The organism is Caldimicrobium sp. SLHALR3 (assembly GCF_058692735.1).
In genome coordinates this window covers 810,419-832,869 of sequence record NZ_CP182484.1, presented here as the reverse complement: position 1 = coordinate 832,869, position 22,451 = coordinate 810,419, and the positions used below count along the sequence as shown (strand labels likewise).

Here is a 22,451-nt window from a genome sequence, read left to right as displayed (position 1 = left end):
TTAACGCTTGGAGTATTGTTGACCTCTTCTTGCTCCTCTAAGTCCGTATTTCTTTCTTTCTTTTTCGCGAGGATCACGGGTAAGAAATCCTGCTTTTTTAAGGACTGGCTTTAAGTCAGGCATATAAGATACCAGAGCCCTTGCAATTCCGTGCCTTATGGCTTCAGCCTGAGCAGACTTTCCTCCACCTTCTACTGTGCATTTTACATTAAATTTACCGAGAAGATTGCAAATTCTAAAAGGAGCAAGTATAACATCCTCAGCAACTATATGATCATAAAAGTATTCTTTAAAAGGCTTATCATTTACTATAACCTCACCATTTCCAGGATATATCCACACTCTTGCAACAGCAGTTTTTCTTTTTCCGGTAGCATAAATTCTTTCCATTCTTTCTCACCCTCCTTAAATCTCTAAAGGTTTAGGATTCTGGGCTAAATGTGGATGATTGGGACCAGCATATACTTTAAGTTTTTTTAGAAGCTTTTTTCTCATTCTATTTCTGGGGAGCATTCTTTTTACTGCTAAATAAATTAACTGTTCAGGTTTCCTTTCCAGAAGTTTTCTAGCAGTTTCAAGCTTTAATCCACCCATATACCCGGAATGACGCCAGTAAACCTTCTGGTCAAGCTTTTTACCTGTAAGTTTTATTTTTTCAGCATTAACAACTACTATAAAATCTGCTTGATCTACATGGGGAGTGTAATCAGGACGATGTTTACCCTGTAAAATGTAGGCAAGTTTGGAAGCCAGTCTTCCTAAAATTTTATCTTTTGCATCAACAATATACCATTCCCGTTTAACTTCTTCTTTTTTAACCCAAGGAGTTTGAGTAGTAAAAATTGAACTCATAAAAAATTACCCCTCCTTTTCAGTTTTCTAAAAAGCACTCCTAACTTTATAATAAATTAAAAAATTGTCAAGCTTTTATTGGGCAAGTTTTCCAAAAATAGCAATTCTATCTATCCATGGTTTTCAATAATTTTTTACCTGACATGCCTCCAGGTATCTGGCTTTCTTTAATGCACTTTGAGCATCATTTTGGCTTATACCTCAGAAGGAACCACTTCCTCAGGTAAAGCATCGAATAAAACAGCACAAATTAAAACTTTTCCAAGATAATGCTTTTTCAACATCCTTTAAGTCATATTCAGCTTGTTTAAACCACTTTTTAGCTAAAGCTCTAAGTCCTTCTTTCATACAATATAACTCCTTCTTCCAAAGCTTTCCTTATAAATGGATTTTTTTTCTTTCATTTTTTCTATCTCCTGCAGTAAATTAGTTTATAATATAACCATGGTTAAGTTTCAAAATTTTAAAAGGCGAGGAACAAGAACTCCATTTTTTCTGGGCTATCAAGCCCGCAGAGGAGTCTGTCCCTCTGTCCCTCCACTCCGAATAAGTTGGTTGGGCTCTAAAGCCCTTGCCACACGGGAGGATGGAGTGAGGGACTATTTCACTAAAACTCCTATAACAAGGAGGTTGCCTATGTACTACATCGGTATTGATGTCTCTAAAAATCAATTCACAACCTGTATCATCAACCAAAAAGCTCAAATTATCAGCCGAAGAACCTTCCCATACTCCCTTGAAGGCTTTCAAGATTTTCTTTCCACCCTTCAAACTCTTAACCCCGTAACTATTATTATGGAATCTTCCAACAGATACCACATCCCTCTTGCTTCCTTTCTCATCTCCGAAAACTTTAAACCCTTCATTGTTAACCCAAAATTCATCTATCAGTTTGCTAAATATCATCAGGCTACTTCTCCTTCTAAAACTGATCCCAAAGATGCCTTCCTCCTTGCTCTCTTTGCCCTCAAAAACCCAGAACTTCTTAAACCTTCTCCCATCCCAGATGATGCTAAAATCATCGCAAGAACCCTCCAAAAACTCACAAAAGAACTTGCTAAAACAAAAACTCAAATCAAAGCCTGCCTCTCCGTCCTTTTCCCAGAACTTGAGAAAAATGTTGAAATCTTCTCTAAAGCCATCCTTACTATGCTTTTTTACCTCCCCTCTGCTAAGGATATTGCAAAAGCACCTCTTAAAAGAATACATCATTTCCTTCTTGAGACCTCCGAAAAAGGTAGAAAACCTTCCATTACTCCAGAAACTCTTAAAACCCTTGCCAAAAACTCTATCGGCATCCCTCATAAAGGTTATGAGGCTACTCTCAAAGTTCACATTAAAGAATATTTCTTTCTTCAGGAAAAAATAGCCGAACTTGAAACTTTCCTTGATGAAACTCTCAAAAATTGGTCTCCTAAAGAAAGAGAACTTATCAGTTCTATAAAAGGAATTTCTAAAAATCTTGCTAACAGATTTTTGGCTGAGATTGGAGATATTAAAAAGTTTAGCAAGGCTTCCAAGCTCATAAAGTATGCTGGGCTTGAGCCAGTAATAAAACAATCTGGAAAGTGGGAGAGCCGAAAAGGAATATCTAAGAGAGGTAGCCCTTATTTGAGGGATATTATTTACCAGATGGCTTATGGAGTTAAGAATTGGAACAAAGTTTTTTGGGAGTATTGGAGAAGAAAGAAAGAGGCTTTTGGAAGTGCTAGAAAGGCTATGATTGCTCTTGCAAACAAGCTGATAAGAGTAATTTTTGCAATGTTGAGAAAAGGAGAAACTTTTAAACCTGAATTGGTTGCTCCTTCTACAAGAGGAATAAAGCATATTTCGGTGGAAGGTGTTTGCCATGTTTAACATTTTTCTACCCTATTTTCCGATAGTTGACTCCTCCGGAGTATAAACTAAAATGTCTATTGGGAAAATCTGGATTCAAAATTTTGTAAACTCTATCTAATCTTTCTAAAAATTTAGAAGGTATGTCTTTTGCTATAATAAGGTCTACATCGCTACTTTTATGAACATTTCCTTTGACAAAAGAGCCAAATAAAATAACTCGTTCAGGATTTAATTCTTCCAAACGAGGAAGAAGTTCTTTTAATTTTTTTTTCGAGATAAATCGAGATAAAGCTTTCTTTTCTTTGCAAGTCCTGTTTTAATAGGCATTATTTAATGTGGTAGATTTTCTATTTTTACTTCTGGCTCTTCAGGTTTTGCAGTTTCAAGTGGTTGCAGAACAAAAAGAAGCTGTCCTTCTTCTACCCTTTGATTAAGTTTTACACATATCTCTACAATTTGAGCATCAAAAGGTGCTACAATAGGATTTTCCATTTTCATAGATTCTAAATTAGCTATTTCCTCTCCCTTATGCACAATATCTCCCACCTTTAAAGTACCTCTCTTGGGATTACCTATTCTCCAAATGGTTCCACTAATAGGTGCTCCAATTTCATTAGGTTTGGTTGCCTTTTTAACCTCTTCTTTCTTTGCTCTTGGAGTCTTTACTTCAAAAACTCTGGTTTTGTTATTTACTTTTAGAACTACATGAATAACACCATCTGTCTCTGAACCTATGGAGACAAGTTCAATACAGTAAGGTTTGCCCTCGTATTCAAATTCCACTTTATCTCATGGTTTTTTAAGTCCTTCTCTCCATACTTTAGTGGGTAAAACAAGAGGAGCGTCTCCATACTTTTCTCTAAATTTAATAAACTCTATAGCATCCTTAGGGTGCATTAAAAATAAAATAAATTCCTCTTCTGTTGCAGGTCTTCCAAGTTCCTCTTCAAGTTGTTTTCTTAATGCTGAGAGATCTTCATCTGGAATAGCCTCTAAAGGTGAGGTTTCTTTTCTTTCTTTTATTTTTTCTTGCCACTGATCTCCAAAAGCGCTTTTATAAACCCATTCATCAGGCCAACCAACAGGCATTCTTCCATAATGCCCAAGTATTAAATTTTTAAAATCCCCTGGAGCATGTCTAAATAGTTGTAATAACTCTTCCTGCTCTTCTGGTTCCATCGCAGAAAAGTCTTGATTTTTCTCTTCTACAAACTTTTTAAGAAGTCTTATAACATGTTTTACTCCTTCTTCCCCTCTTTCCTTGGCATATCTATTTACTATTCCACTACAGGTAACCCAAGTAATTTGAGAGCCCGGAGTTACATCAAAATATTTAACAATTTGATTGTAAAGAGACATTACTTGCAGAATGTAGGGCATATAGTGTAAAAAGCCTCCTTTTTCTGCCTGTTCAAAAGAGCTTGGGAAGGCTCCTCCCGGCATTTTGTGTTTTGTAACCATATGATCAAATCCTTTAAAAGGAGATTCAGCCCATTCATAATCTCTTATCCACTCTCTAACCTTTTGAACTGCCTTTTCTGCAGCTTCTCTATTTAAATTTACAGGAATGCCGTGTTCTCTAAGAAGTGCTTCTACTGCCAAAATCGGGGGATGCCCGTAAAATCTAACAAGGGTATCCTCTTCTACATCAAGTATTTTTGCACCTGCTTTGGCAGCTGCAAGCAAAACCGGCATGGCAAGCCCATCTGTAATGTGTCTGTGATAGTTTATAACAAGCTCTGGATACTTTTGTTTTATAGCATCAATCAATTCTGTTATAGAAGTAACTGTTCCAACCCCTGCCATATCTTTAATACAAAGAATTATCTCATCTGTCCCTCCACAAAGATCTATAATTTCGTCGACTACCTTCAGGTAATACTTAGTATCAAACCAGGGAGCCACTGTATAAGAAATTGCAGGTTCAAAAAGTTTCCCTCTTTTCATAACAACTTCTGCAACGGTTCTCATATTTCTAACATCATTTAGAAAAGAGAAACATCTCCACACATCTATGTCTACTCTCTCAACTACGTACTCAATTATATTTTTAGGATAGGGTCTATAACCCCACATGTTGGTTTCACGAATAAGTGTTTGAAGAAGAACATTTGGCATAAGTTCTCTCAATATAGCTATCTCTTCAAAAGGACTTTCTCTTCTGTTCATAATTCCAACATGCCACCTTGCCCCACCATGGCACTCTGCAGCAAAAAGTCCCATTTCATTATAGTAAGGAGCAAGGGTTTTTAAATCGTATATTCTTAAACGGTTTTTATAATCAGATTGTCCTGCATCTCTCATACCCACAGAGACAAAACAAACCCCAGGAAGTTCTCTTACTTTTTGAACTATTTCCCTCGGGCTCATTCCTGGTTTTACAAATATATAGCTCATATTTCCCCCCCTTTTTTTACATCCAGCTCTGAGGACCAAGAGCTGATATTTCAGCTATATATCTTGCTATTTTTAATACTTCATCATCTGGTGTTTTTTCCTTAAACATAGAAATTAGCTCTTCGTAATGCTCCTCAATAAATCTTGTTGAATAATTTCCTTTGATAAATTCTGGATGTCTTATAATGCTTAACAAAAGTGGGGCTGTAGTTTTTATTCCTTCAACTCTTAAACCTCTACTTAGTGCTCTATCCATAACTCTTATAGCCTCATTTCGGTCTGCCCCTGCAGCCATAACAAGCATGATAAGAGAGTCATAATAAGGTGGAACCTCTGCTCCTTCATAAACACCTGAAGAAACCCTTATACCAGGTCCTTGTGGAATTTCTAATCTTGTTATAGTTCCAAAGGAAGGATTGAAAGTTTTTGGATCTTCTGCATTAATTCGCACTTCTATCGCATGTCTATTGGGAACTATGTTATCCTGGGAAAAAGGAAGTGGCTTTCCTTCTGCAATATCAAACATTAAACCTACAATATCAACTCCTGTAGCAAGTTCAGTTATTCCATGCTCCACTTGAAGTCTTGTATTTACCTCAAGAAAATAAAATTTCTTTGTTTGAGGATCAAGTAAGAATTCTACAGTTCCTGCAGAATAATAACCAATTTCCCTCATAAGTCTTACTGCAGTAAAACAGATTTCTTGTCTTAAATCATCATTTATACTTGGGGAAGGTGCTTCTTCCAGTATTTTTTGGTTTCTTCTCTGAATGGTACATTCTCTTTCATAAAGATGAACTATTTTCCCATACTTATCACCAAGAATTTGGACCTCTATATGTCTTCCCTTCTGAATATATTTTTCTACAAAAACTCTATCATCTCCGAAAGCTTTCCTTGCTTCTGATTTTGCCTTTTCAAGAAGTAAAGGTATAGCATCCTTGTTATCAACCCTTACCATTCCCTTCCCACCACCGCCTGCTGCAGCTTTTATCATAATGGGAAAATCAATTTCTTCTTCTTCCATCCACTTAAGTATATCTTCTACTCCTTCTACTTTTAACAATGCAGGAATTGTGGGAACATTTGCTCTTTGAGCAATTTTTTTGCTTTTTATTTTGTCTCCCATTAAACGTATTACTTTAGGAGGAGGACCTACCCAGATAAGCCCTGCTTCTTCTACCATTTCTGCAAAATCAGGATTTTCTGCAAGAAATCCCCAACCAGGATGGATGGCATCACAGCCTCTTTCTAAAGCTATCTTTATAATTTTCTCCATATTCAAATAAGATTCATGAGGGGGTGCCTCCCCTATATGAACTGCTTCATCTGCAAGAAATACATGATAAGCTAATCTATCTGGGGTGCTGTAAATAGCTACTGTTTTAATTTTTTTATCTCTACAAGTATTCATAATTCTTACAGCAGGAACCCCTCTATTAGCAATAAGAACTTTCTTAATTTTTTTAGTTTCTTTATTTTTCATTACTTCCCTCCCTCAATTTTTAGGGATTTCAACTATTATAACATACATCATAGCAACTAAAATCGCAATCAGATTGTGAAAAAATACTAAAAAATTCTGACCTAAAAATTTCTGAATTTTCAAATTTACTTAAAAAAGCAAAATTTTGTGAAGCAGATTGTAAGGTATTTAAGATAAGAGCTAAAAAGGCATTGTAAATGTTCAGGTTGCAGAAACTCCAAAATTACAATTTATAGATCTTTTATTTTAGAAGTATCAGAAGAAAGAATTGTAAGTTCTGGGTGGTGCCGGGGCCCGGAATCGAACCAGGGACACGCGGATTTTCAGTCCGCTGCTCTACCAACTGAGCTACCCCGGCAACCAATAATTAAAATATAATATTTCTCTATTTTGTCAAGAGTTTTTAAAAATAAACATTTACTTTAAACAACTTATAAGATGTCCCAGTTTTTCTTTTTTAGTTTTTAAGTAATTGTAATTTTCAGGTCTTGGAGGAATTTCAAGTGGAACCCTTTCTACTACTTTCATCCCGTATCCCTCAAGACCAACTATTTTTCTTGGATTATTAGTCATAAGTCGCATCTGTCTTACTCCTAAATCTTTCAAAATCTGTGCTCCAATTCCATAATCTCTTAAATCGGGTTTAAATCCGAGAGCAAGATTAGCTTCTACTGTGTCTTTTCCTTCCTCTTGCAACTTATAAGCTTTAAGTTTATTTAAAAGTCCTATACCCCTTCCTTCTTGCCTTAAATAAAGAAGAACTCCTTTTCCCTCTTTGGCAATCATTTCCATAGCTTTTCTTAACTGCGGTCCACAGTCACATCTAAGAGAACCAAAAACATCTCCAGTTAAACATTCAGAATGGACCCTCACTAAAACTGGATTTTCATCAATTTCTCCCATTACAAGGGCTATATGAGTTGCATTATCAATGAGATTGGAATAAGCAATAAGTTTAAAAACCCCGTATTGCGTGGGAAGATAGGTTTCAACCTCTCTTTTGACTAAACACTCTTTTTTTATTCTGTAAGCAATGAGGTCTCTTATAGTAATAATTTTTAAACCATGTTCTTCCGCAAATTTTTCAAGATCAGGAAGACGAGCCATAGTGCCGTCATCTTTCATAATCTCACAGATAACACCTGCAGGTTTAAATCCCGCAAGCCTTGCAAGATCAACAGCTGCTTCTGTATGACCTGCTCTAACAAGAACTCCTCCTTTTTTAGCTATAATAGGAAAAACATGCCCCGGAGTAATAAAGTCTTGAGGTTTGCTGTTTTCATCAATTACAAGTTTTATAGTATATGCTCTATCATAAGCTGAGATTCCAGTTGTAATTCCATATCTTGCATCTATGGATACCGTAAAAGCTGTGCCAAAAGGATCTATTCCTCTTCTTGGCTGAAGAGGAAGTTCAAGCCTTTCTGCTGTCTCCTGAGTTATAGCTAAACAAATAAGACCTCTTCCGTATTTTGCCATAAAGTTTATAATCTCAGGAGTTACTTTTTCTGCAGGTATTATCAGATCTCCTTCGTTTTCTCTATCTTCATCATCAACAACGATTATCATTTTTCCTGCCTTTAAATCTTCTAAGGCTTCCTCAATGGTGCTGATGGGCATAAAAAATCCCCCTTTTATAGGTTGGTTAAAAAAATACTTTAATTATAATAAATTCTGTTAACTCTTTTGCCAAGAGGCAAGATGAAAAAAATTGAAAGTATAACAAGCTCAGCTACTTCAGTAACGATTGCGGTTTTTATAAGTAGAATTCTTGGACTTATAAGAGAGCAAGTGCTTGCTTATTTTTTTGGAGCAGGAAAGAGTATGGATGCCTTTGTTGTAGGCTATAGAATTCCCAATCTTTTAAGAGATCTTTTTGCTGAAGGTGCTCTCAGTTCAGCCTTTGTAAAAGTTTTTAGTTCAAGCCTTGAAAAACAAGGAAAAGAAAAAAAGCGACAACTGTTCCTCTATTTTATTCTTTGGGTAAAACTGTTATTCCTGCTTTTGGAAGTGTTATAGCAGTTGTTACAAATGTAACGTAATACTTTTAACTATAAAAAATTTAGGAATAAACGGAGTGGCTTTAGGAACAAGCATGTCTCTTGTTTTTCAGGCAGGTTTTTTGCTTATCATGGCTATTTATAATTTAGGAGCCCTCAAATTTAAATTTTTGTTGAAAAGCCTTTTCACCCTTATTTTTGCAAGCCTTGGATTGATTGTAATATTAAAGCTTTTAAATATATTTATTTCTTCAAAAACTTTTGAAATTCTTTTTGGCATTCCTTTAGGAGCTATAATCTTTATTGGAATTTGTAAATTTTTCGGACCAGAGGAAACCTACATGTTCTTTGAAAAACTCATTAATCTATTACGATGTGGTAGAAAAGAGGTAAATCAGGCTAGAAAGAGCTAAAAAGGGACCAAAGGGAATTTCTGCCTTTAAATCAAATTCCTTTGCTACACCTTTCATCCTATACCAGAAATAAACCCCAAAAAAAGCAAATATGCCCGTTAACGAAGCTATTATCAAAATCGAGTAAAAACTCTTATATCCCAGAAAAGCCCCTATTCCTCCCATAAGCTTAAAATCTCCCATTCCCATGCCTTCTCTCTTGGAAAAAAGATAGTAAACTTCATTTATCAGAAATAAAAGTCCTATACCTGCTAAACCAGATATAAAACTTTTCTCAAAATCAACAAAAGGATTAAATCCAAATAGAGAAAAAATCCACCCTACAAAAATAAGACCTAAACTCAATGTATCAGGAATTTCTTTTACTTTTAAGTCTATAAAAGAAATTGGAATAAGAGAAAGCACAAAAAAAGAAAAGCCTAAGAATGGAATTAAGCCAAAAGATCTAAACTTTAAATAGGTTAAAACAAAAAGGATAGCCGTTAAAAGCTCTATGAAAGGATAAATAGGAGATATGGGCTCTTTACAGTAGGCACACCTTCCTTTTAAAAAAAGGTAAGAAAGAAGAGGGATGTTGTGATACCACTTTAGAGTTTTTCCGCACTTTGGGCATATGGAAAATATAGGATTTTTAATGGATAACCCTTTGCTCCATCTGTAAATTACTACATTAAAAAAACTTCCTATACAGAGTCCAAAAACAAAAATTAAAAAAACCATCTTATTCTTAATAAAGATATTTTATTATTGGAAACTTACTTGAAATTACCTTAAAATCTGTATCTACTGTATATATCTCTTTACATTTTGCTTTTTTATATGTAATGTAAATTAACGCATCCGCAGTTGGAAGACCCGTTCCATGAGATATTAAAGCAGCTTCTAATGCTATTTCTTTATCTATATTTTCAATTTGAAATAGAGTTGCCCAGTGATTTTCAATTATTTTATATGCCTCTTTATTTATAGCCCCCTTTAAGGCAATCCGTTTTAATTCGAAAATTACAATAACTGAAACTACTCCTATTATATTACCTTCAACTATTGCTTTGTACAAACTAATAGCTTGTTTATTTCCACTAAAAAGTTCTATAAAGAATCCTGTATCTAATCCAATTCTATACTCTTCACCATTCATACTTTTTCTCTGATATTTATCACCACTCTCTTCTTAATCTTTCCAGCTCTTTTAAAGCTTCTTCTTTATTAAGTTGTGGTCTTTTTTCTACAAGATTTAAAAGATTTTCTCCTACCTGTTTCCTTTTTTGATAAAGAATAAATCCTTCTATAGCCTCTCTTACAATTTCACTGATAGATTTTTTTTCTTGTATTGCTATCAACTTTAAACTTTCTACAATTTCTTTATTAAGACTTACTGTTACTCTTTTCACCATCTCCCTAACCTCTTATGTCTTAATTTTGTTTTTTTTGAATTTTACCATACACTTGATAAGCTGTCCATTTTGTATATTTTTTACAAATTTTATTTACTGGACAATTTTTACAGTTTGGATCTATCTCAGTACAATATCCATCTTCAAAAAGATAGAAAGCATTGCTCTAAAATAACATCAATAAAATTCATACCATTCTCGTTCAACCATTTTATAAATCCCTCATAAGCCTTAAACCGATATGAAAATAGTGATAAAGGCTTTATTCCGCCCAGCGCTCCCACTCGGTATAACAAAGAACCTCTTTCACCTGCAACACTTTTAAAAACTCTAAACAATTCACTTTCTGAAATTTTAAAAGGCTCAAAAAGAAACATATCCGTAAATTCTTCTAAAATTTTGATAGACATCTCCCTTACTTTCTCAAATCTCGCTTGCTGATTTATTAAAACTCTCAAAAGCAAATATCTTAAAATCTTCTCCTGTTCATTTTTATCTTTCGATAATACATCCAAATTACTTGGAATTGCCATATGTTCTTTCCATCTTTTGAGCCACTTTACTTTACCCTCTTTTTCTAAAATAGTTAGTACTTTTTCTTTTTCTCTATCAGATAATCCTTGCTGTTTTTCTTTTGGCATTTTTTACTACTGATTTTTGTTTTTTAACCCTTTCTTGTAAGTTTGTTCTTAAATGTTTAGCATCTTCTCTAATAATTATTTCAACCTCGTAATTCTTCTCAAAAAGTAAATTCTCCTTCAAACCCATTTTTTCTTTTACGACTTCACACAATTCTAAGTCAATTTCATAACCAACACTATTTCTACCAAGCATCGCAGCAACTTTATTTGTGGTTCCAGAACCCATAAATGGGTCTAATACAGTCTCACCTATATATGAGAACAATTTTATCAATCTATAAGGAATTTCTTCAGGAAAAGCTGCTATTCCTTCTTCTATTCTATTTTTAAAAGGTAATACATTGGTTATATTCCATACCGTTAGATACCACTTATTTTGTTGATACTCTTTTATATCTATTTTTGACTCTTCTTTTCTTTCTTTTGGAATACTTTTATACTCAAATTTTCCATTCTGAAAAATAAGAATTGTTTCTTGAATATTGTCAGGATAAAAATACATCGGATAGGGATGCTGTAAAATTACTCCACTTCTTTTACTTATCCGAATATAACCCTCTGGCTTTATCCAAATAATTTTATCTCTATAAATAAATCCTTCCTCAACATATATTTTCGTTAAATCTGCAACAATAGGATATTTTTTTCCATTTATAAGTGTATCATCACATACGATACATACTATTCTCCCTTCAGCAACAACTCTTTTTAATTCTTTTGCAACCCCTCTCATTTTCTCTAAATATTTTTCGTAACTTTCAAACAAATCTGGATAATCAAATGGAGCATTAAAATAAGGAGGAGAAGTAACCACAAGGTGTATACTTCCATCCTCTAATTCTTTCATATTTTCTGAATCACCAAAAATTAACTTGTGATGTGTTTTTATTGTTTTTTCCATTTTGATTTAATTTTCTTCTGGACCAGGTTCTTTTGAAGATTCTTCTTTTCCAATTTCCTCTAAAGCCTTTTTGTATGCGCTTTTAGCTTCCTCTATGTAAAAAAGTGCTTTTAAATAATAATTTCATACAGGACGCATATTTTTATCTATGTCAACTATTTCTATTCCAAGTCCTTCTCTTTCAGAAGTCCCATGATGAATTACTACTCCATATATAGGAATCAATCCCACATCTGGAATTTCTATTTCAAAATACACCAGTTTGTTAATGGGGATTTTTTTGTCAGTCTTTATAAAACAACCTTTATAAGAAACATTTAAAACTTCGTAAGGATTTTCGTCACCTGGAAAGAAGGCTTTAAGCTTGGTTAAACATCTGGGATATCTTCTAAGGTCTATCATTTTCAATCTCCTTTAAAACTTTTGGTATAGCCTCTGCCACATCTGTGGCAGTATAGCCAAAAGGTCCCAGATTTTCTCTTAAATAACTTCCCGCCTTTCCGTGTAAAAAAACTGCAAAACATGTTCCGATAAACGGTTCATATCCCTGAGAGATAAATGCTCCAATAAGTCCTGAAAGTACATCTCCCTGTCCTCCTTGAGAAAGCCCAGGTTCATCAATAGAAGAAATACCACACCTACCATCAGGGGAATAAACTATACTGTGTGGTCCCTTTAAAACCACTATTGAATCAGTTATTTCAGAAAGATTTTCAGCAGCTTTTAAACGGTCTCTCATTATTTCATCTTTAGAAACTTTGAGAAGCCTTACTGCTTCACCTGGATGAGGTGTTAAAACCTTAGGTGCTTTGTAATTTTTCAAAATTTCAGGATTTTCTGAAAGAAGGGTTAAAGCATCTGCATCTATCACAAGAGGAATATTTAGCTTGGATAGTAACTCAAAAAGAAGCCTTTTTACATCTTCGCTTAAACCCAATCCAGGACCTACTACAAGAACACTTTTATTTTTTGCAATCTCTAAAACCTCTTCTAAACTTTCGTAACTAATTTCTCCTTTTTCATTTTCTTCAAATCCTGCCGTAAGGATTTCCGGTATGAGGGAACAGTATATTTTTTGGAGACTTTTTGTTGAGGCAAGGGTTACAAGCCCTGCTCCTCCTTTTAAAGCACCAAGAGCACAAAGTGCTCCAGCCCCACTTTTCCCCCTGCTTCCTGCTAAAATAAGAACATGCCCAAAAGTCCCTTTATGGGTATAACCCTTTCTTGGCTTAAAAACCTTTTTCGCCCAGCTTAAATCTAAATACTCTCTTTTAAGGTCTGCTCTTTCAATAATTTTAGAAGGAAATCCTATAGGAACAACTTCAAGCTTTCCGGTATATTCTTTTCCCGGATAAAAAAAATGCCCTATTTTGGGAAACTCAAAAGTAACTGTTAAATCTGCCTTAACTGCTATCCCTAAGATCTCTCCATTATCAGCTGAAATCCCAGATGGTATATCAACAGAAACAACTTTAATTTCTTTTTTTACTCTGTACTCGGTTATCTCCTCAATTACCTCTTTATAAAAACCCTCTATATTTCTTTTTAAGCCTGTTCCGAAAATGGCATCAACAATAATATCTGGCAAAAAGAAGTAAAGCAAATTTTTTAGCTGTGTTTTTTCTTTTACTTCTTCCAAGGGAATTTTTAAATTTTCAAGGATTTTTAAATTGGTTAGAGCTTCACCTTTGTATTTTTCCTTTTCCGTAAGAAGAGCTACCTTTACTTCGTAACCTTTATCCCAGAGATAGCGGGCACAAACCATTCCGTCTCCGCCATTATTACCAGGACCACAGATAACTAAAACTTTTTTATAAGTTTTTTTAGGATAGTATTTCATAATATTTTCGGCAACTCCAAGCCCTGCTCTTTCCATTAAAACCTCAGCAGGAATTCCGACAGAATTAATAATTACTCTATCAAGTTCCTGCATTTCAGAAGCTGTAACTATTTTCATAGCGCTTAGCTTAAAATTATGACTATATTATTATAACTATACTGATAGTATATTCATTTTCGTGAGATAAGGCAAGATAAATTTTTTTTCCCCCTTTTTTTTGAAATACCTCTTTGGCTTTGCCAGAAAGTTCTAAAAAAGGAGCTCCCGTTTTTTTGTCTCTTTTTAAAATAACTTCTTTAAAGGAAAAAGGGCTATATCCTCCTATAGCTTTGAAAAAAGCTTCTTTTGAAGCAAAGGAAGATGCAAGATGAAAGGAGACATTTTTTCTTTTTATGGCATATTCAATTTCCTCTTCAGAAAAGACTTTTTTTAAAAATTTTAAACCGTATTGATCTAAGAGCCTTTGAATTCTTGGAATGTGAACTAAATCTACACCTATGCCTATGAGATCCATTTATTTTTTGCAAGCTCTTCTATGAGATTAATCCTTCTTTCGTGTCTACCTCCTTCAAAGGGTGTTTCAAGAAAGGTTTTAACTATCTCCACTGCCATAGCTTCTCCTATAATTCTTCCTCCAAGAACAAGAACATTGGCATTATTGTGAAGTCTTGCCATTTTAGCTGAAAAGGGTTCATGACAAAGGGTTGCTCTTATTCCAGGAAATCTATTGGCAACGATACTCATCCCAAGCCCTGTCCCACATATAAGAATCCCTATTTCAACTTCTTTATTGAGAATTTTTCCCACTGCCTTAGCTCCATATTCTGGATAATCAACCGATTCAGGAGAAAAACAGCCAACATCTATCACCTGATAATTTTCGCTTTGAAGAAACTCTTTAATTTTTTCTTTTAGATAGTATCCTGCGTGATCCGAGGCTATTACTATTGATTTTCCCATTTTTTAAATACCAAACAGGCGTTTGTTCCACCAAAGCCAAAGGCATTGGAAAGTGCTATTTTTATATCAGCCTTGCGAGCCTGATTGGGAACATAGTCAAGATCGCATTCTGGATCGGGATTTTCTAAGTTTATGGTAGGAGGAACAATTCCTTCGTAAAGTGCCAAAACAGTTATTACCGCTTCAAGGCCACCAGCTCCTCCAAGTAAGTGACCTGTCATGGATTTAGTTGAAGAAACCATTAGTTTATAAGCGTGTTCTTTAAACACCTTTTTTATAGCTTTTGTTTCTGCCACATCGTTAAGGGGAGTGCTTGTGCCGTGAGCATTTATGTAATCTACCTGTTCTGGGGTAACACCTGCATCCTTAAGAGCCTGTTCCATACACCTTGCAGCACCCTCTCCGTCTGGAGGTGGAGCAGTCATGTGATAGGCATCCGCATTAAGTCCATAACCTATGAGTTCTGCATAAATTTTAGCACCTCTTTTCTGAGCATGTTCAAGATCCTCTAAAATAAGTATCCCACAGCCTTCAGCAATAACAAATCCGTCTCTTTTTGCGTCAAAAGGACGGGATGCCTTTTCTGGCTCGTCATTTCTTGTGGATAAAGCCTTCATAACAGAGAATCCAGCAACACAAAGCGGAGTAATTATACTTTCTGTTCCACCACAAATCATAACTTTAGCTCTTCCTTCTCTTATGAGTCTAAATGCTTCTCCTATGGCGTGGTTCCCAGCAGCACAGGCAGTGCATACTGCTGAATTTGGACCCTTTGCTCCAAAAAGAATAGCTACCTGACCTGCAGCCATATTAGGAATAATCATAGGGATGAAAAAAGGGGTTACTCTTCGGTATCCTTTTTCATCAAGTATTCTGGTATAGTGTTCAATTAATCCCACTCCTCCCATTCCTACGCCAATAATAACACCTACCTCGTCTCCGAGATCACTTAAAGGCAAACCTGCATCTTCTAATGCCATTCTGGTTCCTGCTATAGCATACTGAATAAAGGTATCCACTCGGGAAACAAGTTTTTCAGGCATAAATTCTTGGGGCTTAAATCCTTTAACCTCTCCTGCAATCTGGCTCGGAAGATTAGAGGCGTCAAATTTAGTTATTCTGCCAATTCCAGATTTTCCTGCTTTTATGTTTTTCCAGGTCTCTTCAACCCCTATTCCAAGAGGGGTTACTGCTCCAAGCCCTGTAACTACCACTCTCCTTCTCACAATCCACCTCTAAAGCTATTCTCCAACTTTTGCTTTTACATATTCTATAACATCTTTTACGGTTCTTAATTTCTCAGCCTCTTCATCGGGAACTTCCATTCCAAAAGCCTCTTCCATAGCCATAACAAGCTCAACAAGATCAAGGGAATCAGCACCTAAATCATCTACAAATGAAGCCTCAGGTTTAATCTGGTCTTTTGAAAGATTTAATTTCTGAGAAATAATTTCAATAACTTTTTCCTCTACAGACATATACACCCTCCTGCCTAAAAATTTTTCCTTACTTTTTACCAGATTTTCTCAAAAAAACAAGATAAAATTTTATTTCTTCTTTAGAATTAAGATAAAACTTAAAAAATTACTTAGTATCAACAAAACTAACAAGATACCTGCTAAAAGAATACCCTTCCTTAAAAGTGCCTGTAAAAATAAATAAGTAGTCAATAAAGCAAAATAGGCAGCCAAACTTTTTAGAAAAGAGTTTGTTATTTGCGAAGGGGTGTAATTATTAACAAAAAATACTATGGGCAATAAACCCAAAAATAAAGGCACAAAAATGTAAATTATCTTCAAAAATATTTCTGATGCCACCTCGTTACAGGGTCTTTTTACTAATTTCAAAAATTTGTATCTTTCTATAAGTTCCCCAAAGGATAGAAATTTCATAGGTTTTTCTATAAGGACCAAAGTTTGAGGAGTAAAAACTGCTTCGACTTCCAAAGTTTTAAAAATCTCTGGAGAGAAATTTTTTTCTCTTTTTTGAACAATCACATTTTTAAAAATCCACTTGCCTTTGTAATAACCCTCTTTTGCCCATATAACTTTACTTGGCTCTTCCTTTTCTAAAAATACAATTAATACATCCTTTAAATATTCCCCTGCTGGTTCTAAAGGTTTAGCCACAAGATAAAAATCTATTCCTCTAACAAAAATCTCTTCGTTAAATATAAGATATTGCTCTTTTTTTTCCGCAATTTTGTAATCCCAAGTATAAAGACTTAAAAATGCTGCTCTTGGAAATATTACATTCAAAAAAATTCCTCCCAATAAAGAAAAAAGGAAAATTCCCTTTCCTATCAGACTCATAATCTCTTTTTTAGAAAAACCCAGAGAGAGAAAAGCAAGAAGTTCTCCTGTCCTTGCTAACCACAAAAGCAGTAATATTCCCGAAAATCCACAAACAAAAGGGAAAAATTCATATAAATTCGTTAAAGACTTCCAAAAAATGTAAGTTAAAAATAAATAAAAAGGTTTCTTAAAAGAGAGAAAATTTCCCAGTTTATCAAAAAAATCTATTAGCAAATAAAAGGAGGAAAAGATAAACAACAAAAGTAAATTTATTTTTATGAGATCCGATAAAAGGTATTTTTTGTAAATTTTCATAAATAGGCTTCTTTTAACTTTTTAAAGGCAAAAAATTGAAAAATAAGTAAAAAGCTTATTATAAGGTAAAAAATAAGGAAACTCCAAAGAGGAAATATTTTTCCGTTTTCTCCCAAGGAAGAAAAAAAACTGTAAGTAATGTTAAAAATCAAGAAAACCGCAATACCTATAAAAAAAAGCAAGAATCTATGAGAAGTTTTAATATAAATACCCAGAAAAAAGGCTTGAAAAACAAGAAAGAAAGCTAAAAGAGGGAAGAAAAATCTTTGATAGTATTCTTCAAGATATCTGAAATATTGAGAAGTTCCTGGTTTTATTTTTCTCAAATCTTCCCTCAATTCTGAAAAACTTTTTTCTCCTCTTTTAAAATAAAATCCCTCCTCCAAATTTTTCCTCTCTAACCTAAACTTATAGTTATCAAATTTTAAAACTTCTATGTTGTTTTGAGGATCTATAAAAATTCCCCATCCCTTTACAAGAGTAAACAAATTCTCTTTTAAAGAATAACTTCCATTCTGAGAAATAAAAAATCCTCTTTTTCCTTCTTGGGTTCTTGTCAAAAGAAATATATTTTTAAAAATCTGGGTTTGATCCTCTTTTTTGGACTTTAATACATAAAGGTAATATTCCTTTCCCAAAGATATTGGTCTTTTTTCTACAAAGGGGTTTTCAATCTGAGCTTTTATAAGAGATATTTGAATTAATTTTGCATTTCTTTTAGCCCAGGGTAAAAGAAAAAAATGCATCAAAAAGGTTATTGCCAAACTTATTAAAGAGAAAATTATAAGAGGTTTTAGAAAGTCTTTTAGAGAAAAGCCAAGAGAATAGAAGGCAAGCACTTCTTTTTCAAACTTAAATCGGTGAATTGCAAAAAGAACTCCCATAAAGGCTGATAAAGTGTAAATAAAAGATAAGAGCTGAAAATACACCAAAACAAAAAACTTAAACATAATTTCAAAAGAAGGATTTAAATCCAAAATCTCTTGAAGTTTGATTATCCCTTGAATAAGAGTTATAATACTACTAAATATTATAAAAAAAGAAAAGGTATAAAAAAGGTATTCTCTGAGATGATACTTAAAAAAAGTATTCATCTGGTCTAATTTTAAAATTTTTTTGGTAAATTTAAAGAAACTTTAATGAAATTAAAAGCTGGTTTATACCTTCACATTCCTTTTTGCCTTAAAAAATGTCCCTACTGTGATTTTTACTCTTTAAGCCTTAGATCTTTAAAATCTCTCAAATCTTTAGAAAAAAATTACTTAGATGCTATTAAAAATGAACTGACTTTATTAAAACAATTTTTAGAAGAAAGATTTAACTTAAAAGAGATTTCTTTTATAACCTTTTATGCGGGAGGTGGAACTCCTTCTTTGCTTTCTCCTTCTTTTTATGAAGCTCTTTTTAACTTTTTAGCTCAAAACTTTGAATTTTTTCCAGAAGAACTCACCTTAGAAGCAAATCCAGAAACCCTATCTTTTGAAAAAGTAAAGGCTTTTTATGAACTTGGATTTAACAGAATAAGTCTTGGAGTTCAAAGCTTATCTCAAAGAGGTTTAAAGTTTTTAGGAAGAATACACAGCTTAAAAGATGTTTTTAATTCACTTGAATACATTATCAAAAGCGGATTTAAAAACTTTTCCTCAGACTTTATATTTGGATGGAAAGGACAGGGAGAAAAAACTCTCCAAAAGGAAATCTTAAAAATTTTAGAATTTAAACCCACTCATCTTTCTTTTTATGAGTTAACCTTAGAAAAGGGAACACCCTTTTACAAAATTTTTAAAAATAAGAAAAACTTTATGAATGAAAAAAAATTAATGAGATTTTGCAAAATTATTGAAGAAACCTTAAAAACTTACGGATACGAAAGGTACGAAATTTCAAACTATGCTATTCCTGGGTTTGAATGTAAACACAACCTTATCTATTGGAAACTCAAACCTTATTTGGGAATCGGACCCTCTGCTGTATCAAGAATTGAAAATTTAAGGTGGGAAAATCCGAGAAATCTTAAGTATTATTTAACTAATCTCTTAAAGCTTAAAAAACTTCCTCTTAAAATCGTCGAAACTCTCAACGATTACGAATTTGCTAAGGAATACATCTTTATGGGATTAAGATTAAAAGAGGGAATAGACCTAAAAGAATTGAAAACTAAGTATAATCTGTCTATTTCTGAAGACAGCATAAATACTTTAATTAAAGAAAGTTTATTAGAAAGAAAGGACGAAAAAATATGGCTAACTTTTAAAGGAAAACTTCTTCACAATAAGATAGCGGTTATGTTATGGGAAAGTCTAAAGAATTAGTTCCTACCCCATTTTTAGAGGGTTCTATAACTGTTTATCAGCCAGAAAAGGGATTTAGATTTGGTATAGATTCTGTCTTACTTGCTCATTTTTTAAATTTAAAGCCAAAAGAGCTGATTTTAGAAGTAGGAGCTGGCTCTGGGATCATTTCTCTTATCGCCTTAAAACGCTTTTCTAAATGTAAAATCTTTGCTTTAGAACTTGAAAATATTTTTGTAGAGTGTCTTAAAAAAAATTTACTTGAAAATAACATGCAAGATAGACTCTTTGTGATTCACGGAGATATTAAAGAGTGCCCTTTTAAAAGAGAAACCTTTGATGTGATCTTTTCTAATCCTCCTTATTTTAAAAGCGAAGCAGGAAGAAAAAGTCCCTACGAAATTGAAAACATTGCAAGAAGGGAAAGAAAATTCAATTTAGACGAATTTTTAAAAAATATAAGCAATCTTCTTAAAAATAGAGGAAGATTCTATCTTGTATTTACAGCTTTAAGACTGGCAGAATTAATTTATTTACTCAAAAAGCACAAACTTGAGCCTAAGATTTTAAGATTGGTTTATTCCTATCCAGGGTCAGAAGCAAGACTTGTTCTTTTATTAGCTATTAAAAATGCAGGAGAAGAAGTTAGAATTCTTCCACCCCTTTTTATATATACCTCTCCTAAAGGACCTTATACAGAAGAAGTTAAAAATTATTTCAAAAAATTAGATGTTGAAGAAAATTGAAAAATAGCTTATAGTATTGGTATGAGAGAAGCGCTATTTTATGAAAAATTGGAAGATAAAAAAGTGAGGTGTAATCTTTGCAATCATCATTGTGTTATTTATCCTGATCATACGGGAATTTGTGGGGTTAGAAAAAATGTAGAAGGTGTGCTTTTTTCTTTGATTTATGGAAAGGTCATTGCTGAGCACTTAGATCCTATTGAAAAAAAACCTCTTTATCACTTTTTGCCAGGTTCCTGGAGTTACTCTATAGCTACGGTTGGTTGCAATTTTCGTTGCGATTTTTGTCAAAACTGGGAAATTTCTCAATATCCGCACATTTATGGAGGTATTCCTGGAACACAAACCTCAGCAAAAGATGTGGTAAAGGCTGCCAGGGCTCAAAATGCTAAAAGCATTTCCTATACCTACACCGAACCTACAGTCTTTTTTGAATTTGCCTATGATTGTGCAAAACTTGCCGTAAAAGAAGGGCTTAAAAATGTGTTCGTTTCTAATGGATACATGACAAAAGAAGCTATTGATTACATTAAACCATACCTTCACGGCATCAATGTAGATTTAAAAGCATTTAAAGAAGATTTCTATAAAAAATTTTGCAAAGCAAAGCTTCAGCCAGTGTTAGAAAATTTGAAATATTTGAAATCCCAAGGAATATGGGTTGAAATAACCACTCTTGTCATTCCAGGGGAAAATGACGACCCTTCAGAATTAAGAGATATTGCTAATTTCATAAAAACTGAACTTGGTCCAGAAGTTCCCTGGCACATATCTCGCTTTTTTCCCAATTACAAGCTTTTAAATAAGCCTTTTACCCCAGAAGAAACTCTTTTAAAGGCTTATTACATAGGAAAAGAAGAAGGTCTTTACTACATCTATGTAGGAAATGTTCCAGGAAATCAGTATGAAAACACCTACTGTCCAAAATGTAATCATTTAATTATTGAAAGATATGGATTTAGAGTTTTAAAAGTAGATCTTAAACCTGACTTAACCTGCCCTAAGTGCGGATTCTTTATACACGGGGTGTGGAGTTAAAGATCTTAAAAATTTTGCTCCAAGCTGACCACAGGCAGCATTTATTCCAAGTCCTTTGCTTTTTCTTATAGTGGTTAATATGTTTTTTGATAAAAGATATTTCTGAAATCTTTCTACATCCTCATCAGAGGGTCTCTCAAAAGAAAGTTCCGGATGAGGATTAAAAGGAATGAGATTTACTTTAAATGGATAACCCTTTAAAAGTTCTGCAAGCTTTTCAGCACACTCAATGCTGTCGTTTATTCCCTTTATAACTATGTACTCAATGGTTGTTCTGCTGTTTTTAATACGGGGAAATTTTTTACAGGCTGAGATAAGTTCTTTAACTGAATACTTTTTAGCAATGGGAATGAGTTCTCTTCTTATTTCATCTGTTGGAGCATGAAGTGAAAGAGCAAGCGCTACTGGAAACTCTTGAGAGAGTATTTTCATTTCTTTTATAAGTCCCACTGTTGAAACGGTAAGCCTTTTTCTGGAATAATTAAATCCCTTAGGATGAGCAAGTATTTTTAAAGCTTTTAAAAGATTTTTAAGATTTAAAAGTGGTTCTCCCATACCCATAAAAACGATGTTTCTTAAAGGAAGTTCTGCCTTTTTTTCTTTTAAGTATCTTCTTGCCAGAACAACCTGAGAGAGAATTTCGTAAACCTTAAGGTTTCTTTTAAACCCAAGTTTACCTGTGACACAAAATTTACAACCAATCGGACATCCAACTTGAGTAGAAACACAAAGAGTATAATGATCCCTTTCTGGAATAATAACAGTTTCAATAAAATTTCCGTCATCAAGTTTTAACACAAATTTAACTGTTTCGTCCATATCTTCTTCTTTTTCAACGATTTCTGGTAAATCAAGAGAAAATTCTTCAGAAAGTTTGGCTCTTAATGTTTTGGGAAGATTTGTCATCTCTTCAAAACTTACAGCGTTTCTACAGGTAATCCAATGAAAAATCTGCTCCCCTCTATAAGATGGTTCTCCCAAATTTTCCATTAAATCTTTAAGTTCTTCTAAGTTGTAATTTCTTAAATTTGGTTTTTCCATATT

26 protein-coding genes, 1 tRNA gene and 1 pseudogene are annotated in these 22,451 nt (G+C 33.7%); 5 read left to right on the top strand and 23 right to left on the bottom strand.

All coding sequences use genetic code 11. From position 1 onward, the window contains the following. From rpsI to ACLGLP_RS04390, 3 genes are all read right to left on the bottom strand, one after another. A complete protein-coding gene (gene rpsI / locus ACLGLP_RS04400) occupies positions 1-390 on the bottom strand; it encodes a 30S ribosomal protein S9 (protein WP_492112076.1) in 390 nt (129 codons plus the stop codon). Between the two features lie 15 nt (positions 391-405). Beyond that, the gene (gene rplM / locus ACLGLP_RS04395; RefSeq protein WP_492112075.1) at positions 406-852 is read right to left on the bottom strand and encodes a 50S ribosomal protein L13; all 447 of its coding nucleotides are present in this window, start codon (positions 850-852) and stop codon (positions 406-408) included. A gap of 219 nt (positions 853-1,071) precedes the next feature. Then, the gene (locus ACLGLP_RS04390) at positions 1,072-1,200 is read right to left on the bottom strand and encodes a hypothetical protein (protein ID WP_492112074.1); all 129 of its coding nucleotides are present in this window, start codon (positions 1,198-1,200) and stop codon (positions 1,072-1,074) included. Positions 1,201-1,296: 96 nt separating this feature from the next. On the opposite strand from ACLGLP_RS04390, the gene ACLGLP_RS04385 reads away from it, so the two are divergent. Beyond that, complete coding sequence (locus ACLGLP_RS04385) at positions 1,297-2,709, top strand: IS110 family RNA-guided transposase (RefSeq protein WP_492112073.1); 1,413 nt, start codon at positions 1,297-1,299, stop codon at positions 2,707-2,709. Between the two features lie 7 nt (positions 2,710-2,716). Here ACLGLP_RS04385 and ACLGLP_RS04380 read toward each other — a convergent pair whose 3' ends face one another. The 5 genes and pseudogenes from ACLGLP_RS04380 to ACLGLP_RS04360 form a co-directional block, all read right to left on the bottom strand. Beyond that, on the bottom strand, positions 2,717-2,968 hold the full coding sequence (locus tag ACLGLP_RS04380; protein WP_492113727.1) for a nucleotidyltransferase domain-containing protein: 252 nt from the start codon (positions 2,966-2,968) through the stop codon (positions 2,717-2,719). Between the two features lie 53 nt (positions 2,969-3,021). Next, positions 3,022-5,088: pseudogene (locus ACLGLP_RS04375) on the bottom strand (biotin/lipoyl-containing protein). A gap of 16 nt (positions 5,089-5,104) precedes the next feature. Continuing rightward, on the bottom strand, positions 5,105-6,574 hold the full coding sequence (locus ACLGLP_RS04370; RefSeq protein ID WP_492113711.1) for an acetyl-CoA carboxylase biotin carboxylase subunit: 1,470 nt from the start codon (positions 6,572-6,574) through the stop codon (positions 5,105-5,107). A gap of 282 nt (positions 6,575-6,856) precedes the next feature. Continuing rightward, positions 6,857-6,932 (bottom strand) — tRNA-Phe (locus tag ACLGLP_RS04365). Between the two features lie 59 nt (positions 6,933-6,991). Further along, complete coding sequence (locus tag ACLGLP_RS04360; protein ID WP_492113710.1) at positions 6,992-8,194, bottom strand: bifunctional 3,4-dihydroxy-2-butanone-4-phosphate synthase/GTP cyclohydrolase II; 1,203 nt, start codon at positions 8,192-8,194, stop codon at positions 6,992-6,994. An 81-nt stretch (positions 8,195-8,275) separates the two neighbouring features. Between ACLGLP_RS04360 and ACLGLP_RS04355 the strand changes: the two genes are divergently transcribed. Beyond that, on the top strand, positions 8,276-8,593 hold the full coding sequence (locus tag ACLGLP_RS04355; RefSeq protein WP_492113709.1) for a lipid II flippase MurJ: 318 nt from the start codon (positions 8,276-8,278) through the stop codon (positions 8,591-8,593). Positions 8,594-8,713: 120 nt separating this feature from the next. On the opposite strand, the gene ACLGLP_RS04350 is transcribed toward ACLGLP_RS04355, so the two are convergent. The 14 genes from ACLGLP_RS04350 to ACLGLP_RS04285 all read right to left on the bottom strand — a co-directional run bounded on the left by ACLGLP_RS04350 (position 8,714) and on the right by ACLGLP_RS04285 (position 18,426). After that, positions 8,714-8,854, bottom strand: coding sequence for a hypothetical protein (locus tag ACLGLP_RS04350; protein ID WP_492113708.1), 141 nt, complete (start codon positions 8,852-8,854; stop codon positions 8,714-8,716). Between the two features lie 88 nt (positions 8,855-8,942). Then, complete coding sequence (locus ACLGLP_RS04345; RefSeq protein ID WP_492113707.1) at positions 8,943-9,707, bottom strand: prepilin peptidase; 765 nt, start codon at positions 9,705-9,707, stop codon at positions 8,943-8,945. A 7-nt stretch (positions 9,708-9,714) separates the two neighbouring features. Next, positions 9,715-10,125, bottom strand: coding sequence for a type II toxin-antitoxin system VapC family toxin (locus tag ACLGLP_RS04340; RefSeq protein WP_492113706.1), 411 nt, complete (start codon positions 10,123-10,125; stop codon positions 9,715-9,717). A 19-nt stretch (positions 10,126-10,144) separates the two neighbouring features. Beyond that, complete coding sequence (locus ACLGLP_RS04335) at positions 10,145-10,381, bottom strand: DUF6364 family protein (RefSeq protein ID WP_492113705.1); 237 nt, start codon at positions 10,379-10,381, stop codon at positions 10,145-10,147. A gap of 143 nt (positions 10,382-10,524) precedes the next feature. Then, a complete protein-coding gene (locus ACLGLP_RS04330; protein WP_492113704.1) occupies positions 10,525-11,022 on the bottom strand; it encodes a hypothetical protein in 498 nt (165 codons plus the stop codon). Continuing rightward, positions 10,991-11,923, bottom strand: a complete 933-nt coding sequence (locus ACLGLP_RS04325; RefSeq protein WP_492113703.1) for a DNA-methyltransferase — start codon at positions 11,921-11,923, stop codon at positions 10,991-10,993. Before ACLGLP_RS04325 ends, ACLGLP_RS04330 begins: the two co-directional genes overlap by 32 nt. Positions 11,924-12,046: 123 nt before the next feature. Next, positions 12,047-12,325 (bottom strand): PilZ domain-containing protein, encoded by a 279-nt coding sequence (locus ACLGLP_RS04320; protein ID WP_492113702.1) that lies wholly within the window; start codon positions 12,323-12,325, stop codon positions 12,047-12,049. After that, entirely contained in the window at positions 12,312-13,880 is a 1,569-nt protein-coding gene (locus ACLGLP_RS04315; protein WP_492113701.1) for an NAD(P)H-hydrate dehydratase, read from the bottom strand. Before ACLGLP_RS04315 ends, ACLGLP_RS04320 begins: the two co-directional genes overlap by 14 nt. Before the next feature lie 22 nt (positions 13,881-13,902). Further along, entirely contained in the window at positions 13,903-14,277 is a 375-nt protein-coding gene (acpS, locus tag ACLGLP_RS04310) for a holo-ACP synthase (protein WP_492113700.1), read from the bottom strand. Next, on the bottom strand, positions 14,265-14,723 hold the full coding sequence (rpiB, locus tag ACLGLP_RS04305) for a ribose 5-phosphate isomerase B (protein WP_492113699.1): 459 nt from the start codon (positions 14,721-14,723) through the stop codon (positions 14,265-14,267). The genes acpS and rpiB overlap by 13 nt, the downstream gene beginning before the upstream one ends. Next, positions 14,708-15,949 (bottom strand): beta-ketoacyl-ACP synthase II, encoded by a 1,242-nt coding sequence (fabF, locus tag ACLGLP_RS04300; protein ID WP_492113698.1) that lies wholly within the window; start codon positions 15,947-15,949, stop codon positions 14,708-14,710. The genes rpiB and fabF overlap by 16 nt, the downstream gene beginning before the upstream one ends. A 15-nt stretch (positions 15,950-15,964) precedes the next feature. Further along, on the bottom strand, positions 15,965-16,201 hold the full coding sequence (gene acpP / locus ACLGLP_RS04295) for an acyl carrier protein (protein WP_492113697.1): 237 nt from the start codon (positions 16,199-16,201) through the stop codon (positions 15,965-15,967). A gap of 69 nt (positions 16,202-16,270) precedes the next feature. Further along, positions 16,271-17,332, bottom strand: coding sequence for an LptF/LptG family permease (locus tag ACLGLP_RS04290; RefSeq protein ID WP_492113696.1), 1,062 nt, complete (start codon positions 17,330-17,332; stop codon positions 16,271-16,273). Continuing rightward, a complete protein-coding gene (locus ACLGLP_RS04285; RefSeq protein WP_492113695.1) occupies positions 17,329-18,426 on the bottom strand; it encodes an LptF/LptG family permease in 1,098 nt (365 codons plus the stop codon). Before ACLGLP_RS04285 ends, ACLGLP_RS04290 begins: the two co-directional genes overlap by 4 nt. Before the next feature lie 45 nt (positions 18,427-18,471). On the opposite strand from ACLGLP_RS04285, the gene hemW reads away from it, so the two are divergent. From hemW to amrS, 3 genes are read left to right on the top strand one after another with little or no spacing between them, the layout of a single operon-like run. Further along, entirely contained in the window at positions 18,472-19,644 is a 1,173-nt protein-coding gene (hemW, locus tag ACLGLP_RS04280; RefSeq protein ID WP_492113694.1) for a radical SAM family heme chaperone HemW, read from the top strand. Then, a complete protein-coding gene (locus ACLGLP_RS04275) occupies positions 19,623-20,369 on the top strand; it encodes a tRNA1(Val) (adenine(37)-N6)-methyltransferase (protein ID WP_492113693.1) in 747 nt (248 codons plus the stop codon). Before hemW ends, ACLGLP_RS04275 begins: the two co-directional genes overlap by 22 nt. A gap of 21 nt (positions 20,370-20,390) precedes the next feature. Further along, a complete protein-coding gene (amrS, locus tag ACLGLP_RS04270) occupies positions 20,391-21,407 on the top strand; it encodes an AmmeMemoRadiSam system radical SAM enzyme (protein ID WP_492113692.1) in 1,017 nt (338 codons plus the stop codon). Here the strand turns inward: amrS and rlmN are convergent. Beyond that, a complete protein-coding gene (gene rlmN, locus ACLGLP_RS04265; RefSeq protein ID WP_492113691.1) occupies positions 21,360-22,448 on the bottom strand; it encodes a dual-specificity RNA methyltransferase RlmN in 1,089 nt (362 codons plus the stop codon). The two genes, amrS and rlmN, sit on opposite strands and share 48 nt — an antisense overlap. Positions 22,449-22,451 lie beyond the last annotated feature (3 nt).

What these genes read in the sequence shown, in the direction of transcription:
- rplM (WP_492112075.1), bottom strand. Translation starts at nt 852, where the DNA reads ATGAGTTCAATTTTTACTACTCAAACTCCTTGGGTTAAAAAAGAAGAA.
- ACLGLP_RS04360 (WP_492113710.1), bottom strand. Translation starts at nt 8,194, where the DNA reads ATGCCCATCAGCACCATTGAGGAAGCCTTAGAAGATTTAAAGGCAGGA.
- ACLGLP_RS04325 (WP_492113703.1), bottom strand. Translation starts at nt 11,923, where the DNA reads ATGGAAAAAACAATAAAAACACATCACAAGTTAATTTTTGGTGATTCA.
- ACLGLP_RS04350 (WP_492113708.1), bottom strand. Translation starts at nt 8,854, where the DNA reads ATGCCAAAAAGAATTTCAAAAGTTTTTGAAGAAATAAATATATTTAAA.
- hemW (WP_492113694.1), top strand. Translation starts at nt 18,472, where the DNA reads ATGAAATTAAAAGCTGGTTTATACCTTCACATTCCTTTTTGCCTTAAA.
- ACLGLP_RS04315 (WP_492113701.1), bottom strand. Translation starts at nt 13,880, where the DNA reads ATGAAAATAGTTACAGCTTCTGAAATGCAGGAACTTGATAGAGTAATT.
- ACLGLP_RS04345 (WP_492113707.1), bottom strand. Translation starts at nt 9,707, where the DNA reads ATGGTTTTTTTAATTTTTGTTTTTGGACTCTGTATAGGAAGTTTTTTT.
- ACLGLP_RS04370 (WP_492113711.1), bottom strand. Translation starts at nt 6,574, where the DNA reads ATGAAAAATAAAGAAACTAAAAAAATTAAGAAAGTTCTTATTGCTAAT.
- ACLGLP_RS04390 (WP_492112074.1), bottom strand. Translation starts at nt 1,200, where the DNA reads ATGAAAGAAGGACTTAGAGCTTTAGCTAAAAAGTGGTTTAAACAAGCT.
- ACLGLP_RS04355 (WP_492113709.1), top strand. Translation starts at nt 8,276, where the DNA reads ATGAAAAAAATTGAAAGTATAACAAGCTCAGCTACTTCAGTAACGATT.
- ACLGLP_RS04330 (WP_492113704.1), bottom strand. Translation starts at nt 11,022, where the DNA reads ATGCCAAAAGAAAAACAGCAAGGATTATCTGATAGAGAAAAAGAAAAA.
- rpiB (WP_492113699.1), bottom strand. Translation starts at nt 14,723, where the DNA reads ATGGGAAAATCAATAGTAATAGCCTCGGATCACGCAGGATACTATCTA.
- amrS (WP_492113692.1), top strand. Translation starts at nt 20,391, where the DNA reads ATGAGAGAAGCGCTATTTTATGAAAAATTGGAAGATAAAAAAGTGAGG.
- ACLGLP_RS04320 (WP_492113702.1), bottom strand. Translation starts at nt 12,325, where the DNA reads ATGATAGACCTTAGAAGATATCCCAGATGTTTAACCAAGCTTAAAGCC.
- ACLGLP_RS04335 (WP_492113705.1), bottom strand. Translation starts at nt 10,381, where the DNA reads ATGGTGAAAAGAGTAACAGTAAGTCTTAATAAAGAAATTGTAGAAAGT.
- ACLGLP_RS04285 (WP_492113695.1), bottom strand. Translation starts at nt 18,426, where the DNA reads ATGAATACTTTTTTTAAGTATCATCTCAGAGAATACCTTTTTTATACC.
- acpP (WP_492113697.1), bottom strand. Translation starts at nt 16,201, where the DNA reads ATGTCTGTAGAGGAAAAAGTTATTGAAATTATTTCTCAGAAATTAAAT.
- rpsI (WP_492112076.1), bottom strand. Translation starts at nt 390, where the DNA reads ATGGAAAGAATTTATGCTACCGGAAAAAGAAAAACTGCTGTTGCAAGA.
- ACLGLP_RS04290 (WP_492113696.1), bottom strand. Translation starts at nt 17,332, where the DNA reads ATGAAAATTTACAAAAAATACCTTTTATCGGATCTCATAAAAATAAAT.
- rlmN (WP_492113691.1), bottom strand. Translation starts at nt 22,448, where the DNA reads ATGGAAAAACCAAATTTAAGAAATTACAACTTAGAAGAACTTAAAGAT.
- acpS (WP_492113700.1), bottom strand. Translation starts at nt 14,277, where the DNA reads ATGGATCTCATAGGCATAGGTGTAGATTTAGTTCACATTCCAAGAATT.
- ACLGLP_RS04275 (WP_492113693.1), top strand. Translation starts at nt 19,623, where the DNA reads ATGGGAAAGTCTAAAGAATTAGTTCCTACCCCATTTTTAGAGGGTTCT.
- ACLGLP_RS04340 (WP_492113706.1), bottom strand. Translation starts at nt 10,125, where the DNA reads ATGAATGGTGAAGAGTATAGAATTGGATTAGATACAGGATTCTTTATA.
- ACLGLP_RS04385 (WP_492112073.1), top strand. Translation starts at nt 1,297, where the DNA reads ATGGTTAAGTTTCAAAATTTTAAAAGGCGAGGAACAAGAACTCCATTT.